General features: G+C 67.0%; 11 protein-coding genes. 6 read left to right on the forward strand and 5 right to left on the reverse strand.

Annotation, left to right across the window (positions count from 1 at the left end):
• Nucleotides 1–95: 95 nt before the first annotated feature.
• Nucleotides 96–743, reverse strand: coding sequence for a TetR/AcrR family transcriptional regulator (locus tag GV044_RS00445; RefSeq protein ID WP_159863908.1), 648 nt, complete (start codon nt 741–743; stop codon nt 96–98).
• 157 nt (nt 744–900) lie between these two features.
• Here GV044_RS00445 and GV044_RS00450 point away from each other — a divergent pair, with 157 nt between their 5' ends.
• Nucleotides 901–1,227, forward strand: a complete 327-nt coding sequence (locus GV044_RS00450) for a 2Fe-2S iron-sulfur cluster-binding protein (protein WP_159863911.1) — start codon at nt 901–903, stop codon at nt 1,225–1,227.
• Between the two features lie 13 nt (nt 1,228–1,240).
• Nucleotides 1,241–2,500 (forward strand): cytochrome P450, encoded by a 1,260-nt coding sequence (locus GV044_RS00455; protein ID WP_159863914.1) that lies wholly within the window; start codon nt 1,241–1,243, stop codon nt 2,498–2,500.
• Between the two features lie 288 nt (nt 2,501–2,788).
• Here GV044_RS00455 and GV044_RS00460 read toward each other — a convergent pair whose 3' ends face one another.
• Nucleotides 2,789–3,649: an alpha/beta fold hydrolase gene (locus tag GV044_RS00460; RefSeq protein WP_236554551.1), complete on the reverse strand. Its 861-nt coding sequence runs from the start codon at nt 3,647–3,649 to the stop codon at nt 2,789–2,791.
• 131 nt (nt 3,650–3,780) lie between these two features.
• Here GV044_RS00460 and GV044_RS00465 point away from each other — a divergent pair, with 131 nt between their 5' ends.
• Together GV044_RS00465 and modA are read left to right on the forward strand one after the other, a co-directional pair.
• Entirely contained in the window at nt 3,781–5,127 is a 1,347-nt protein-coding gene (locus GV044_RS00465) for an MATE family efflux transporter (protein WP_236554553.1), read from the forward strand.
• A 42-nt stretch (nt 5,128–5,169) separates the two neighbouring features.
• Nucleotides 5,170–5,967 (forward strand): molybdate ABC transporter substrate-binding protein, encoded by a 798-nt coding sequence (gene modA, locus GV044_RS00470; protein WP_236554559.1) that lies wholly within the window; start codon nt 5,170–5,172, stop codon nt 5,965–5,967.
• Here the strand turns inward: modA and GV044_RS00475 are convergent.
• The 3 genes from GV044_RS00475 to GV044_RS00485 are packed head-to-tail and all read right to left on the reverse strand — an operon-like array spanning nt 5,964 to nt 10,175.
• Nucleotides 5,964–7,514: a DHA2 family efflux MFS transporter permease subunit gene (locus GV044_RS00475; RefSeq protein ID WP_159863917.1), complete on the reverse strand. Its 1,551-nt coding sequence runs from the start codon at nt 7,512–7,514 to the stop codon at nt 5,964–5,966. The two genes, modA and GV044_RS00475, sit on opposite strands and share 4 nt — an antisense overlap.
• Nucleotides 7,514–8,719 (reverse strand): HlyD family efflux transporter periplasmic adaptor subunit, encoded by a 1,206-nt coding sequence (locus tag GV044_RS00480; protein WP_159863920.1) that lies wholly within the window; start codon nt 8,717–8,719, stop codon nt 7,514–7,516. Before GV044_RS00480 ends, GV044_RS00475 begins: the two co-directional genes overlap by 1 nt.
• Nucleotides 8,712–10,175 (reverse strand): efflux transporter outer membrane subunit, encoded by a 1,464-nt coding sequence (locus tag GV044_RS00485; RefSeq protein WP_159863923.1) that lies wholly within the window; start codon nt 10,173–10,175, stop codon nt 8,712–8,714. The genes GV044_RS00480 and GV044_RS00485 overlap by 8 nt, the downstream gene beginning before the upstream one ends.
• On the opposite strand from GV044_RS00485, the gene GV044_RS00490 reads away from it, so the two are divergent.
• The gene (locus tag GV044_RS00490; protein ID WP_236554562.1) at nt 10,160–10,864 is read left to right on the forward strand and encodes a TetR/AcrR family transcriptional regulator; all 705 of its coding nucleotides are present in this window, start codon (nt 10,160–10,162) and stop codon (nt 10,862–10,864) included. The genes GV044_RS00485 and GV044_RS00490 overlap by 16 nt on opposite strands.
• Before the next feature lie 45 nt (nt 10,865–10,909).
• Nucleotides 10,910–14,353 carry an acyl-[ACP]--phospholipid O-acyltransferase gene (locus tag GV044_RS00495; protein ID WP_159863926.1) on the forward strand — a complete coding sequence of 1,148 codons (3,444 nt, stop codon included), beginning with the start codon at nt 10,910–10,912 and terminating at the stop codon, nt 14,351–14,353.
• Nucleotides 14,354–14,383: the final 30 nt, after the last annotated feature.

Here is a 14,383-nt window from a genome sequence, read left to right on the forward strand (position 1 = left end):
TCACCGCCCGGTGCTTTCGCCCGGCACGGGCCTGGCCCACCCGGACGACATCGCCCGCCCGCATGCGCAGATCTGCGGCTGCCAGCTATCAATCCTCACACAATGACGGCGCGGCGGCAGAACTCCCAGATTACGCCGGCCAACTGATCGCGGCGGGCGCGGTCGGGCTGGCCGCCTTCCTCGGCGAGCAGCTCGACGTGGATGGTCGCAGAGACGAAGTTGTAGACCAGGCTGGCCTGCAGGCGCGGGTCGCATTCGCGCAGCAATCCCATGGCGACACCCTTGGCCAGTTCCTCGGCGATCAAGGCGATCAGCGGGCTCAGCGCCTTTTGCAGTTCCTGCGGCCGGCTCTCCGCCAGGCGCAAGTGCTCGCGGCTGAGCGCGGCGCTGCGCCGCCCGGTGCCCGGCCCGCCGAAGCCCAATTGGCCGATGACCAGCCCGTCGACGATCCGCCGCAGCGCCTCGACAGGATCGGCGGCGTGCTCCGCCTCTTGCCGGAAGTGCTCGGCCGCGAAGCTCAGCGTGCGCTCGAACACCGCCAGGACCAGATCGTCCTTGCCGTTGAATTGCTCATAGAACGCCCGCCGCGCCAGCCCCGAGCGCAATAGAACGGCGCGGATCGTCAGCCCTTCCAGACCGCTCTCGTCCAGCAGTTCGTCCGCCGCACGGATCAGGGCGTCGTTGCGCTGCGGGTTGCTTCCCAGGCTCGGCGGCTCCGCCTTTGAGGACGTCAATGTATCCATGTTGTGAAAGCTACGCCGGATCGCCTTCAGGGTCCAGCCACGCGACGTTACGCATCCATGCTGGGCATGAACTGCGCGATGACGCTCACGACCGATACATTGACTAAACCGCCCCACCCGTTTAAAACATTCGAGAACGATGTTCTCAGGAGAGTGTATGCCCAAGGTCACTTACGTGGCGCACGATGGCACGGAGACGCAGGTCGATGTGCCCGCGGGTGAAAACGTCATGCGCGGCGCGCTGTACAATGGCGTGGATGGCATCGTCGGCGAATGTGGCGGCGGCCTCTCGTGCGCCACCTGCCATTGCTATGTCGACGATGCCTGGACCGATCGCGTAGGCGGTCCTTCATCCGCGGCCGAGAGCGAACTGCTGGAGTCGGTCGCCACGGAACTGCGAGCCACTAGCCGGCTCAGCTGCCAGATCGACGTGACCGAGGCGCTAGACGGCCTCGTCGTGCACACGCCCGAAACCCAGTACTGAGCAGGAGCGAGACATGCCGATCGACGCCGCCAATCCCGTCCCGCCGACCCTCCCGCGCCGCGCCGGACCCGATCAGGTTCCTGAGCATATCGCGCCCGAACTGGTCCGCTCGGCCGGGATCACCTTCGCGCCCGACTTCCTGAAGGCGCCGCACGACTTCATGGCGGACCTCCACAAAGACTTCCCACCGATCTGGTACGACGTCTCGCCCTTCCAGAACGCCTGGAACGCCATCAAGCACGAGGATGCGCTGTTCGTGCTGCGCAATCCGGAGATCTTCTCCAACGAAGGCGCCACGCCTTTCCCGCGCGATCCGGACGACTACTTCTACTTCATCCCGATCGAGATCGACCCGCCGCACCATCGCAAGTACCGCAACATCGTCGATCCGATGCTCAGCCCCAAGGGCGTGCTGGCGCTGGAAGAGCGCATCCGCGCTCTCGCCAACGACCTCATCGACGAGGCGATCGAGGATATGCGGACCAAGGGCGAGTGCGAGTACACCACCGCCTTTGGCCGGCCGCTGCCGGTCTCGGTGTTCCTCGACATCATGGGCCTGCCCCAATCGATGCGCGACACCTTCGTCGACTGGGCGGTGAACCTGCTCCACTCGAACGACCGCGCGATCATGGCGCAGTCAATGAAGAGCATCTCGGACTACCTCAAGCAGGCGATCGAGGAGAAGAAGGCCAACCCCGACGACGGCGTCGTCAGCCGCATTGCCCATGCCGAGTTCGACGGTCGCCCGCTGTCGGACAAGGAAGTGTTCGGGTTCGTCGTGTTCCTGTTCATCGCCGGGCTCGACACCGTCTTCGCGACCTTGAACAACATCTGGATGTACCTGGCCGAACATCCTGAAAAGCGGCAGGAGATCATCGATCGCCCGCAGGACATCGACAAGGTGGTCGAGGAACTGCTGCGTCGCTGGTCGGTGACCTTCTCGGGCCGGGTGCTGGCGCAGGACTACGAGATGCGCGGCGTGCAGATGAAGGCAGGCGACCGCATCACTTGCGTGCTGCCCGCCTGCAACTTCGATCCGGAGGTCTTCCCCAACCCGCTGGAGGTAGACTTCGACCGCCCGCGCAAGACGATCCTGGCCTTCACTGTCGGCGTCCACAGCTGCATGGGCGCGCACCTTGCGCGTCTGGAAGTGAAGATCGCGCTCCAGGAATGGCTGAAGCGCATTCCGGATTTCGAGATCAAGCCGGGCTATGAGATCGAGTACCGCCCCGGCGGCGTGGTCGGGCCGGAGTACCTGCCGCTGGTGTGGTGAGTGGACGGAGCTGGCATGCTTCGACAAGCTCAGCACGGGCGCTGTCTGGCTGAGCGCGCTGATTTCTGAAGATCCTCCCCTCTAAGGGGAGGTGGCAGCGCGGAGCGCTGACGGAGGGGTGTCCCCCTCTCCGCCGTGTGCATCTCAGGCGGTGACACCCCTCCACCACGGCCTACGGCCGCGGTCCCCCTCCCTTTAAGGGGAGGATCGGGTCTATGCTGTGGGGGAGCGAGGTGCCTCATCGCCGCTTAGCATGATCTTGTCGATGGCCCCCAGCCGACCTCGCAATCAACCGCGAGCCAGCACCCGCTGGAGCGCCCGTTCGAACGCCACGGGCCGCTCGTACATCGCCCAGTGCCCCGCGTCCGCCACGACCTCGAATCCGGCATCCGGGCAGACCGAGTGCAAGGCGGCCTCCTGCAGCGCAGGGTCCGGATGCGGTCGGTCGAACTCACCCCAGATCGCGTCCACCCGGCAGCGCACGTCGAGGAGGATGCGCAGCAACTTGTCCGGCATGACCATGTCCGAAGCGATCAGTCGCGCGCGGTGAGCATTCGGCAGCAGCATGTGGATCGCCAGCGCGTCGGCGCTGTCGGGGTGATGGAGCATCAGCCCCAGCAGGTTGCTCTTGAGCACCGCCGTGCGCTCGTCGCCGCGCAGGCCGCTCACGCGCTGGAGGTGGATCGCCCCGTGCGGCGTGTCCAGCCCACCGCAGCCCGCCAGAATCAGCCGCCGCGCGACTTGCGGATGATAGGCCGCAAGGTGCGCGAAACACACGCCGCCAAATGAAAAACCGCACAGGTCCGCAGGCACGCCGGTGCCCAGTATCTGGTCGAGACCCTCGGCCAAGGCCTTGGCAATTCCGCGATGATCGGGCGTCTCCGGAAGCGCCGAATCCCCGTGGCCGGGCAGATCAACGGCGATGACGCGGCGGGTGCGAGCCAGGTTATCGATGTTGCGCACCCAGTGCTGCCACGAGCCTTGGGCCCCGTGCGCCAGGATCAGCGGCTCACCAGCGCCCCACGCTCGCCAGACCACCGTGCCGTCGCCGCAAGGTGTCTCGATCCGCTCGGCCTTCGCTTCAAGGGCGTCCAGCGTGGCTTCCGCCGTATCCGCACCAGCCGCTGTCCGGTCGCTTGCCATGTCCATCCGATGCTCTCCTCAGGCACAGCAAAGCATGGCCGCGCTGGACTTGTGAAGCATCGGCGGCATGGACGCACGGTCATCGCCGCCACGCTGCGCCGATTGACGTGGCGCGACAGGATCGCCACGCGGCAGGCGTGACCGCCACCTCGTCCTCCCCCACGCGCCTGGTCTGGGCGATCGCGCTTCCGGCGATGCTGACCAACGTCGCAACCGCGCTGTTCGGGCTCGCCGACATGTGGACCATCGGACAACTCGGCAGTGCGCCGGCGCAAGGCGCAGTGGAGCTGGGCGCGAAGTACATGATGGGCCTGCTCAACGTGTTCAACTTCCTGCGCACCGGCACCGTCGCCCTCACCGCTCAGGCAGCGGGGCGCGGCGATGCACAGGCGCAGGCTGCGACCCTGGCGCGGGCCCTTGCGGCGGCAGGAGCGATCGGCGCGGCGCTTCTGATGGCGATGCCCCTCGCCATACCCTTCGGCCTCGACCTGTTGGAAGCGCATGGCTCGCTGCGCAGCGAGGCCGGGCACTACATCGCGATCCGCTATTGGGCCGGGCCGATCTGGCTGGTGAACTGCGTGCTGGTCGGCTGGCTGATCGGGCGACGCCGGCTGCGCGCCGTGCTTGCCGTCGAGATCGCAGCCAACGCCGCCCACATCGCGCTCGATCTGACGTTCGTGCTCGGGCTGCATATGGGCGTCACGGGTGTTGCCGCGGCGACGGTGAGTTCCGAGGTGCTGAAATGCGCCCTGCTCGCCGCACTGGTCGTGCGCGAGCCCGAGGCGCGCCATGCCCTGGCCGCTGCCCGCCAGCGCTCGACCTGGGCGGCGCAGGCCTTGCGCGCGCTGTTCGCCATCAACCGAGACCTGTTCCTGCGAACCGTGCTGCTCACTGCCGCGATGCTGCTGCTGGCCCGCAGCGGCGCGCAGCGTGGCCCCGTGATGCTGGCGGCCAACGGCATCCTGTTCCAGTTGTTCATGCTCGCGACGCTGATCCTCGACGGGATCGAGAGCGCCGCGCAAGTGCTCTGCGGCGAGGCGCTGGGCGCGCGCAACCGCCGCCGCTTCGGAGAGGTGCTGCGCGCGTCTCTGGTGTCGGGTGGCGCAGTCGCGATGGCGCTGGCAGCGATCGCGCTCCTCGCCGGCAGCACTCTGGCGTCACGGTTCAGCACCGATCCGCAGGTCGTCGCCACCGCAGCAGCGCACACCGGGTGGCTGGTTGTGCTTCCGCTCGCCGGCGTCGCATCTTTCGTGCTCGACGGTGTGTTCGTAGGCGCGGGCTGGACGCGGGCGATGCTCGGCACGATGCTCCTGGCGATGATCGTCTACGTCGCGCTGCTGTTCTGTGCCGTGCCGCTGGGCAACCATGGATTGTGGCTGGCGTTCAGCGCGTTCTTCGTCGTGCGCGCAGCAGGGCAGATCGTCGTCATGCCCCGGCTGCTGCGCCGAGACCTTGGCGAACTCGGCCCTTCACAGCCGCGCTGAGTTTTATATACCGGCGGATACCATATCCGAAAGGGCATCTGCTTGCGCCGCATCCTGATCGTGCTTGTCGCACTCGCCGTGCTCGTCGCAGGAGTTGCTCTGTTCCAGCGCGGGCGACCTGCCACGCAAGCGGCGCCAGTGGTCCTCGCCGCCGCCAGTCTGCAGGAGTCGCTGGGGGCCGCAGCCAAGGTCTGGGCAGCCGAAGGTCACGCAAAGCCCGTGCTCTCGTTCGCAGCCAGCTCGGCGCTCGCGCGGCAAGTCGCAGCGGGCGCACCCGCGGACCTGTTCATCTCGGCGGATGAGGAGTGGATGGACACGCTCTCGGCCAAAAGGCTGATCCGCCAGGAGAGCCGCGCAACGCTGCTGGGCAACAGCCTTGTGCTGATCGCACCTGCCGCCAGCAGCGTAGACCTGAAGCTCGCTCCCGGCATGCCGCTCGCGCGTGCACTCGGCAACGGGAGGCTGGCGCTGGCCGATCCTGCCGGAGTGCCGGCGGGGCGCTATGCCAGGCAGGCGCTGGAGAAGCTGGGCGCATGGGATCAGGTGTCGGACAGGATCGCCGCCGGCGACAGCGTGCGTGCTGCCCTCGCCCTGGTTGCACGCAACGAGGCGCCGCTCGGCATCGTCTACGCGACGGACGCCAAGGCCGAGCCGAAGGTGCGCGTGGTCGGCACTTTCCCAGCCAACAGCCATACGCCGATCACCTACCCGATCGCGACACTGAAGACGGCGCGCAGCCCCGATGCGGAAGCCTTGCGGCAGTTCCTGCTGTCACCCGAGGCGCTGGCGGTGTTCCAGCGCTATGGGTTTACCCGGCCACCAGCGCTGAAGTCCACCTAGTGCGAGGCCGCTGGAGCAGCGCCCTTGGGCGGTCTCGGGGCGATCCAGATCGCCGAGGCAGCGAGCAGCAGCACCACGGCGGCGACCATGAACAAATGCGTGGTGCCTACTGCCATGCCCTGGTTGGTGACCAATTGCTCCAGTGCGGCGCGCGCCTGGTCGACGCTGAAGCCGCGCTCCTGCATGCGCGTCATCACTTCGGGAGCGCCGTTGAGCTGACCCGCCATCTGCGCCGTGTCCATCCGTGCCTGGTTTGACCAGTACGTCGTAACCAGGGCCGTCGCTACCGCGCTCGCAAGCGTGCGCCCGAAGTTGGCAATGCCCGCGGCCGACGCGGTCTCCTCGGGATCGACCGAACCAAGGCTGATCGTCGTCAGCGGCACCATGAACAGCGACACACCCGCGCCTTGCAGAAGCTGGGGCAGCGCCAGGGTCCAGAACGTCGCGTCGGTTGACCACCAGAGCGCGCGCAAAACCGAGCAGACTCCGATCCAGCTCACGCCGATGAAGACCAGCAGCCGCGGGTCGAACTTCTTCATCAGGTTCGGCACGATCGGCGACATGACGACAGCCAGCACGCCGCTGAACGCCATCACGAAGCCGGCGTTGGTGGCCGTGTACCCCAGCGACGTCTGCAGCCACTGCGGGATCACGACGACCGACGAGAAGTACGTTCCGAACGCCAGGATCAGAGATAGTGTCGAGGCGGAGAACCCGCCGTGACGGAAGACCTTGAGATTGACGATCGCGTCCTCCTCGGTCAGCTCCCAGATGACGAACAGCGCGAAGAAGATCGCCGCGATCACCGCGCAGGCCACGATAAACGGAGAGGAGAACCAGTCCTCCTCGCGGCCCTTGTCCAGCATGATCTGGAAGGCGCCGACCCAGATCACCAGCAGCACCAGACCCGTCGCGTCGATGGGGCGCTTCTCGGTCGGGGTCTCGGTGCCACGCAGCATGATGACGACGCCGAAGAAGATCGCGATGATGATCGGCGCGTTGATGAAGAAGATCCAGTGCCACGACCAGTTATCACTGATCCAGCCACCGAGGATCGGGCCTAGGATCGGCGCGACGACGACGGTCATCGCCCAGAGCGCCATGGCCTTGGGATGCATCTCCTTGGGGAAGATACGCAGCATCAGCGTCTGCGTCAGGGGCATCAGCGGACCGCCGCAAAGGCCCTGGCCGATGCGGAACGCGACCAGCATGCCCAGCGTGCTCGAGAAGCCGCACAGAACCGAGAAGAGGCCGAAGCCCACGAGCGAGAACACGAAAGTGCGCAAGGTGCCGAAACGCTGCGCGAGCCAGCCCGTCAGCGGCACGCAGATCGCCTCGGCCACGGCATAGGAGGTGATCACCCATGTGCCGGTCGAGACCGAGACGGCCAGGCCGCCGGCGATGTGGGGCACCGAGACGTTGGCGATCGTCAGGTCCAGCACGACGATGAAGTTGGCCATCGCCAGCACCAGGCCGGCAATGAGCAGCTTCACGCCGTGAAAGGCGCGAGGCTGCTCCGAAGCGGCGAAGAGCCCCTTGGCGCCCATCAACGGCGGCCGCTGCTCAGGTCGATGGTCGCCTCCATCGACAGGCCCACGCGCAAGGGATGCTCGCGCAGTTCCTTGGGATCGAGCTGGATGCGCACGGGCAGGCGCTGCACTACCTTGATCCAGTTGCCGGTGGCGTTCTGTGCCGGGATCAGCGCGAAGGCCGCGCCGGTCCCGCCCGAGAAGCCCACGACCTTGCCATGGTAGACCACGTCATCGCCATAGAAGTCCGAAGTGACTTCGACATTCTGGCCGCTGCGCACCTTGCCCAGCTGGTCTTCCTTGAAGTTGGCGTCGACGTAGAGCTGTTCGACAGGCACGACCACCATCGCGACGGTGGCATTGGTCACGCGCTGGCCAACCTGCACGGTGCGCTGAGCGATCACGCCGTCGATCGGCGCGCGGATCACCGTGCGGGCCAGGTCGAGCTTGGCGGTGGCAAGACGCGACATTGCCGCGCGCACTTCGGGCGCCTCGTTGACCGCGAGGCCCTGGGTGGCGGCGCGGCTGGCGGTTTCCTCCTGGCGAGCGCTAATCGCATCGGCGCGAGCCTGGCTGATGCTTGCTTGCGCCTGACGCACCGCGGCTTGGGCGGACGCGAGCGCATTGCGCGCACTGGTCAGCTCTTCACCGGAGACGGCGCCACTGCCATCCAGATTTGCGCGGCGCTGGTAATCCGTGCGTGCTTTCGCCAGGTCGGCTTGGGCGGCGGCGAGACGCGCTTGGCCTTCCGGGATGGCAGCCTCCTTCGCGGTTGCCGATGCCCCGGCGGCAGAGCCTTGGGCCCGCGATTGGGTGTAGCGCCGCTGCGCCATGCTCAGCATTGCTTCGGCTTCGGCCACGGCGATCTTCTGGTCGGCATCGTCCAGCCGCATCAGCAGCTGACCCTTGCGCACGGGTTGGGTATTCACCACCGCCACTTCGACCACCTGCCCCTGCGTCAGCGGCGTGATCTGCGCATTCTCACCCGCGACATAGGCGTTATCGGTCGAGACCGAGCGACTGCCGATAAGGAGCTGATAGGCGAAATAGAGCAGTCCGATCACCACCACGGCCACGACCAGCCCGATCAGGAGCGGCTTGCGGCGAGACTTGTCCATCACCGCGGCGGAGGCGCCGCTGGCACCGGGCTTGCTGTCATGGCCAGGATGGCCACTCTGGTCCTGATCCTGGCCGGCAGGGCGGTCCTGCACGTCGTCACTCATCGGTAGAGACCTTCTCGTTCATGTCTTGCGCAAAGCCCCCACCAAGCGCGCGCTTCAGCGCGACTTCGGTGGAAAGGGTGCGGAAATGGGCATCGATCGCGGCCTGGCGGGACTCTATGGCGACCTGCTGTGCGCTCAGCGCCTCGATGAAGCTGGAGAGCCCGGCGTCGTAGCGCTTGTTCGCCAGGTCGTAAGCGCCCTCGGCTTCACGCCGAGCCGCGACGGCGTCCACCTCCTGCGCGCGCGCCGCGTCGCGGCTGGCGAGCGCGTCGGCGATCTCGCGCAAGGCGTCGACCACGGTGGCATTGTAGTCCGCGACCGCCAGATCGAAGCTGCCGCGCGCCTGGCGATACTCACCCCGAATCCGGCCGCCATCGAAGATCGGCAGGCTGAACGCGCCGCCGGCATTGCCGTAGGTCGATCCGCTATCGAACAGGTTGGACAGGCCCAGTGAAGTGAGCCCGATCAGGCCGCTCAGCGAAATGTTCGGCAGGTATGCGGTCTTGGCGATGTCGATCCGCTTGCCCGCCGCTTCCACCCGCAGGCGCGCCGCGACGATGTCCGGGCGGCGCCCCGCAAGAGCAATGCCCGCGTCGGTCGGCAAGGGCGTTTCGGGAAGCTGCGAGATTGCACTCGGCGTGATCGCGAGACCACGGTCCGGCCCGGCTCCGAGCAGCGCCGCGATCGCGTTGCGCCGCGCGGCGATCTGCTCGCGGTTGGCGGACAGGGCGATGCGCGAGCGCAGCGTCTCGGCCTGGCTCTGGCGCACCGGCGACTGGTTCTCCAGCCCCTGCTCGGCCCGGCGGCGGGTCAGCGCGCCCAGGCTCTCGCGCGACTGCGAGGCCTGCACCAGCGCCTCGTCACGGGCGAGCAGCCGCGACAGGTCGAAGTACGAGGAGACTACATTGCTCGCCAGGATCAGCGAGGCCTGGCTGGCGTCCGCCTGAGCGGCCTCGGCCTCGGAGGTGGCGGCGGCCAGCAGCTTGCGGCGGCGCCCCCACAGGTCCAGGTCGAAGTCTCCTGTCAGCGCCAGGTTGCCGGTGCTCTTCCAACCCTTCGGTACGAACTCGGACGGTATGCCGTTGTTGTAGCTCTGCTTGGTCACACCAGCAGACCCTCTCGCGCCGATCTGCGGCAAGGTGTCCGCGCCGGTCACTTCGGCGGCGCCCCGCGCCTGGCGGACACGCGCCTGCGCAGCCGCGACGTCCGGCGATCCGGCCAGCGCCTCTGCCACCAGCGCATCGAGCTGGGGATCGCCGTAGGCCCGCCACCATTGCTCCCGCGGCCATGCGGCGGCCGGATCGGTCGCGCGCGCAAACGTCTGAGCGGTAGCGAGCGTTGCCGGCGGGCGCGTTTCCGGCCTCGCTCCAAGGTTCGGCAAGCCGCAGGACGCGAGCGCCGTAGTCATGGCCAGAAGCGCAGGGGCCCCGACTCGTGTGATTGTTTGAACCGTCATGTTGCAGTGCGAAATCGTCCTCCGGGTTGCATCTGTCAACGAAAAACTGTACTTGCCGGTACGGTATGGAAATCGTCACCAGCAAGCGCGAGCAAAACAAGCAACGACGCCGCACCGGCATCGTGGAGATCGCCACACGTTCATTCCTGGAGCGGGGGTATGCAGCGACTAGCATGTCCGCCATCGCCGACGAGCTTGGCGGTTCCAAGGCGACACTGTGGTCGCACTTCGCCTCGAAGGAGGATCTGTTCACGGCTGTAGTGGACGATCTTGTCGCGCGCTTCTCGGTCGAGATCGAGCAAGCCCTGACCCACGACAGCTTCACCGTGGAAGGCCTGCGCCGGTATTGCTTGCGGTTCCTAAGCAAGCTGATGGGTGAACAGGCGATAGCGCTTTTCCGGCTGATGATCGCCGAAGGCGAACGGTTCCCCGAGATCGTCGCCGTGTTTCATGCGCGCGCGCCGGTGAAGATGCATGCGGCAGCCGTAGCCTACTTTGCCACCCGCTTCGCCGAGCAGGAGGCCGTGACGCTGGCCCGCCTCACCAACGCGGCGCTGGTGGGCTACAGATCGCAGGCGCTGACCCGCCCCACCCTGCCCGATGAGGCAGAGATCGAGACGTTCGTGGACGACTTCATTGCCCATCTGCGCCTACCCGCATACCGTGACGCGCAAGAAGGCGGCATGTAGCGGCTGCCTCGTGCGGCCGGCAGGGCCGACAATGCAGGAGCCCGCGTGTCAGCACCCGACCTTTCGCTTCTTGGCAAACGCCGGCTCGGGCCGATGTTCGCCGTCCAGTTCCTCGGCGCCTTCAACGACAACCTGCTGAAATACGCGCTCGTCTTCATGGCGAGCTTCACGATCTACGCCGGTGAGCCGGACAAGGCCGGGCAGCTCGGCCTGATCTCGACGGCGCTGTTCATCCTGCCATACTTCCTGTTCTCGTCGATAGCCGGACAGCTTGCCGATCGGATCGACAAGGCACGCCTCGTCCGCCTGGTGAAGATCGCCGAGATTGCGATCATGCTGCTGGCCCTCGCCGGCTTTTGGTTCCAGTCGATCCCGATCCTGCTCGTGTGCCTGTTCGGCATGGGCGTGCATTCGACGGTGTTCGGGCCGGTCAAGTATTCGATCCTGCCCCAGCACCTGCACCCGCAGGAGATCATGGGCGGCACTGGCCTGGTCGAAGGCGGAACGTTCCTGGCGATCCTGGGCGGGCAGCTGCTCGCCGGCTTCATCCCGCCGTGGGAGGCCGGGGTCGTCGCAGTCTGCCTGGCGGCGATCGGCCTCGCGATGAGCCTCGCCGTACCAGCCGCGCCGCCTTCGGGCGCAAGCCGGCCGATCGACTTCAACATTGTCCGCGGCACCTGGGCGGTGCTCAGGACGGCGCACAATGGCCGGGGCGTGTGGCTGGCGATCCTGGGCATCAGCTGGTTCTTCAGCGCCGGCGCGGTGCTCACGATCGAGTTCGCGCCGCTGGTCTCCGGGCACTTCGCCGGCAGCCAGCATGTCGTGAACCTGCTGCTGGCGGTGTTCTCGGTGGCGGTAGCGCTGGGCTCGCTGGCGGTGAACCGGCTGCTCAAGGGCGAAGTCTCGGCCCGCTACGTTCCCGTAAGCGCGCTGCTGATGGCTGCCGGCCTCATCGACCTGTGGCTTTCCTCGCGCGCATTCCAGCCGCAAGTGCCGGGCGCGAGCGTCGAGCAGTTTCTCGCCAATCCCGGCAGCTGGCGAGTGATCGCGGACCTTGTGGTCACCGCCTTTGCCGGCGGTATGTTTATCGTGCCGCTCTATGCCATCCTGCAGGTCTTCACGGTGCCGGAGCAGCGCTCGCAAGTCGTCGCGGCGAACAACATCGTCAACGCGGCCGTCAATGTGCTCGTGGTCGCGGTGGCCGCACTGCTGGTGTCACGCGGGCTCGACATCCCCGGCGTGATCGGCACGCTAGGATTCGCGACGCTGGCGGTGGCCCTGATCAGCATCTGGCTGCTACCCGAAACCGTGTTCAAGACGGTGGTGCGCTGGGTCCTGCGCGCGCTCTACCGCGTCGAGCTGAGCGGCGCCGAGAACATGCCCAAGGAGGGCGAGCCGGCCGTCGTCGTCGTCAACCATCTCAGCCTGCTCGACGGCGTGCTGCTGGGTGCCTTCCTGCCCGGCAAGCCGACTTTCGCGATCAACACGCAGATCGCGAAGTCCTGGTGGGTCAAGCCCTTCCTCAAGCTGTTCGAGGCTTTCCCGGTCGACCCGACCAACCCGATGGCGGCCAAGGCGATGGTCCGCGCGGTGAAGGAGGGCAAGACGCTGGTCATCTTCCCTGAGGGCCGCATCACCGTCACCGGCGCGCTGATGAAGGTGTTCGACGGCCCCGGCATGGTCGCCGACAAGTCGGGCGCGCCGATCGTGCCGGTGCGCCTCGACGGCCCGCAGTTCACGCCCTTCTCGCATCTCAAGGGGAAGGTGAGGACCAAGTGGTTCCCCACGATCACCATCACTGTCCTGCCGCCCCGCCACTTCGAGATCGAGGGCGAGATGAGCGCCCGCCAGCGCCGCGCCGTCGCCGGGCGGCGGCTCTACGACGTCATGAGCACGATGATCTTCGACACCTCGCACACGCATGAGACGCTGTTCGCCGCGCTGTGCGAGGCGCGCCACATGCACGGCGGCCATGCGCCGATCGTCGAGGACACGAAGCGTGAGCCGCTGACCTATGATCGCCTGATCCTGGGCGCCGAGCTGGTGGGCGAACAGCTCGCCTACGTGACAAAGCCGGGCGAGAACGTCGGCGTGCTGCTGCCCAACGTCGCGGGCGTGACGCTCGCGTTCTTCGGCTTGCAGGCCGAGGGCCGGGTGCCGGCGATGCTGAACTTCACCGCCGGGCAGGCGAACCTCGTCTCCGCCTGCCAGACCGCGTGCATCGCCACCGTCGTCACCGCGCATGCCTTCGTCGAGCAAGGCAAGCTCCAGCCGGTGATCGCCGCGCTGGAGGCGGACGGCCGGCGCGTGCTCTACCTGGAGGACATCGCCAAGCAGATCGGCACCGGTGCCAAGCTGTGGAAGCTGCTGACCAAGCTGGGCGCCGCCAGCCGGCACAAGGCGCGCCGGATCTCACCGGACGCCCCCGCAGTGGTGCTGTTCACCAGCGGCTCGGAAGGGACGCCCAAGGGCGTGGTGCTGACGCATCGCAACCTGCTGTCCAACTGCGCGCAGCTGGCCGCGCGGATCGACTTCAACCCATCCGACATCGTGCTCAACGCGCTGCCGGTGTTCCACTCTTTCGGGCTGACCGGAGGCACGCTGCTGCCGATCTTCAACGGCGTGAAGACGGTGCTCTACCCCAGCCCGCTGCATTATCGGATCGTGCCGGCGCTCGCTTACGACGCCAATGCGACGATCATGTTCGGCACCGACACGTTCCTCGCCGGCTATGCGCGCATGGCGCACAGCTACGACTTCTACTCGCTGCGCTACATCTTCGCGGGCGCCGAGCGGGTCCGCGACGAGACCCGCCGAGCCTATGCCGACAAGTTCGGCCTGCGCATCCTGGAAGGCTACGGCGCCACGGAAGCCGGGCCGGTGATCGCCGTGAACACGCCGATGCACTTCAAGGCGGGCACGGTCGGGCGACTGCTGCCGGCGATCGATCAGCGGCTCGATCCCGTCGAAGGCATCGACGAAGGCGGACGCCTGTTCATCCGCGGGCCGAACGTCATGGCGGGCTACCTGCTCGCCAGCGACCCCGGCAAGCTGCAACCGCCGGAAGGTGGCTGGCACGACACCGGCGACATCGTCACCATCGATGACGAAGGCTTCATCGCCATCAAGGGCCGCGCCAAGCGCTTCGCCAAGATCGGCGGCGAAATGGTCTCGCTACCGGCGGTCGAGGGCTATGCGAGCAAGTTGTGGCCGGATGCCGAGCACGCGGTGGTCACCCGGCCCGATCCGAAGAAGGGCGAGCAGCTGGTGCTGTTCACCACCCAGCAGGGGGCGGAGGGCAAGGCGCTACAAGCCTGGGGCCGCCAGAATGGCGTCACCGAACTGATGCTGCCGCGCGACGTGCGCGTGGTCGATACGCTGCCGGTTTTGGGCACAGGTAAGCTGGATTACGTGACGATGGCCGAGCAAGCGAAGGGCGGCGCCAAGACGGCCGAAGCCGAAGAAGAAGAAGCGCCCGACGAAGCTTAACCCTCATCCTCGCGCGCCGGGGGAGAGGAT

The sequence above is a fragment of the Novosphingobium sp. 9U genome (assembly GCF_902506425.1).
Lineage (GTDB): Bacteria > Pseudomonadota > Alphaproteobacteria > Sphingomonadales > Sphingomonadaceae > Novosphingobium.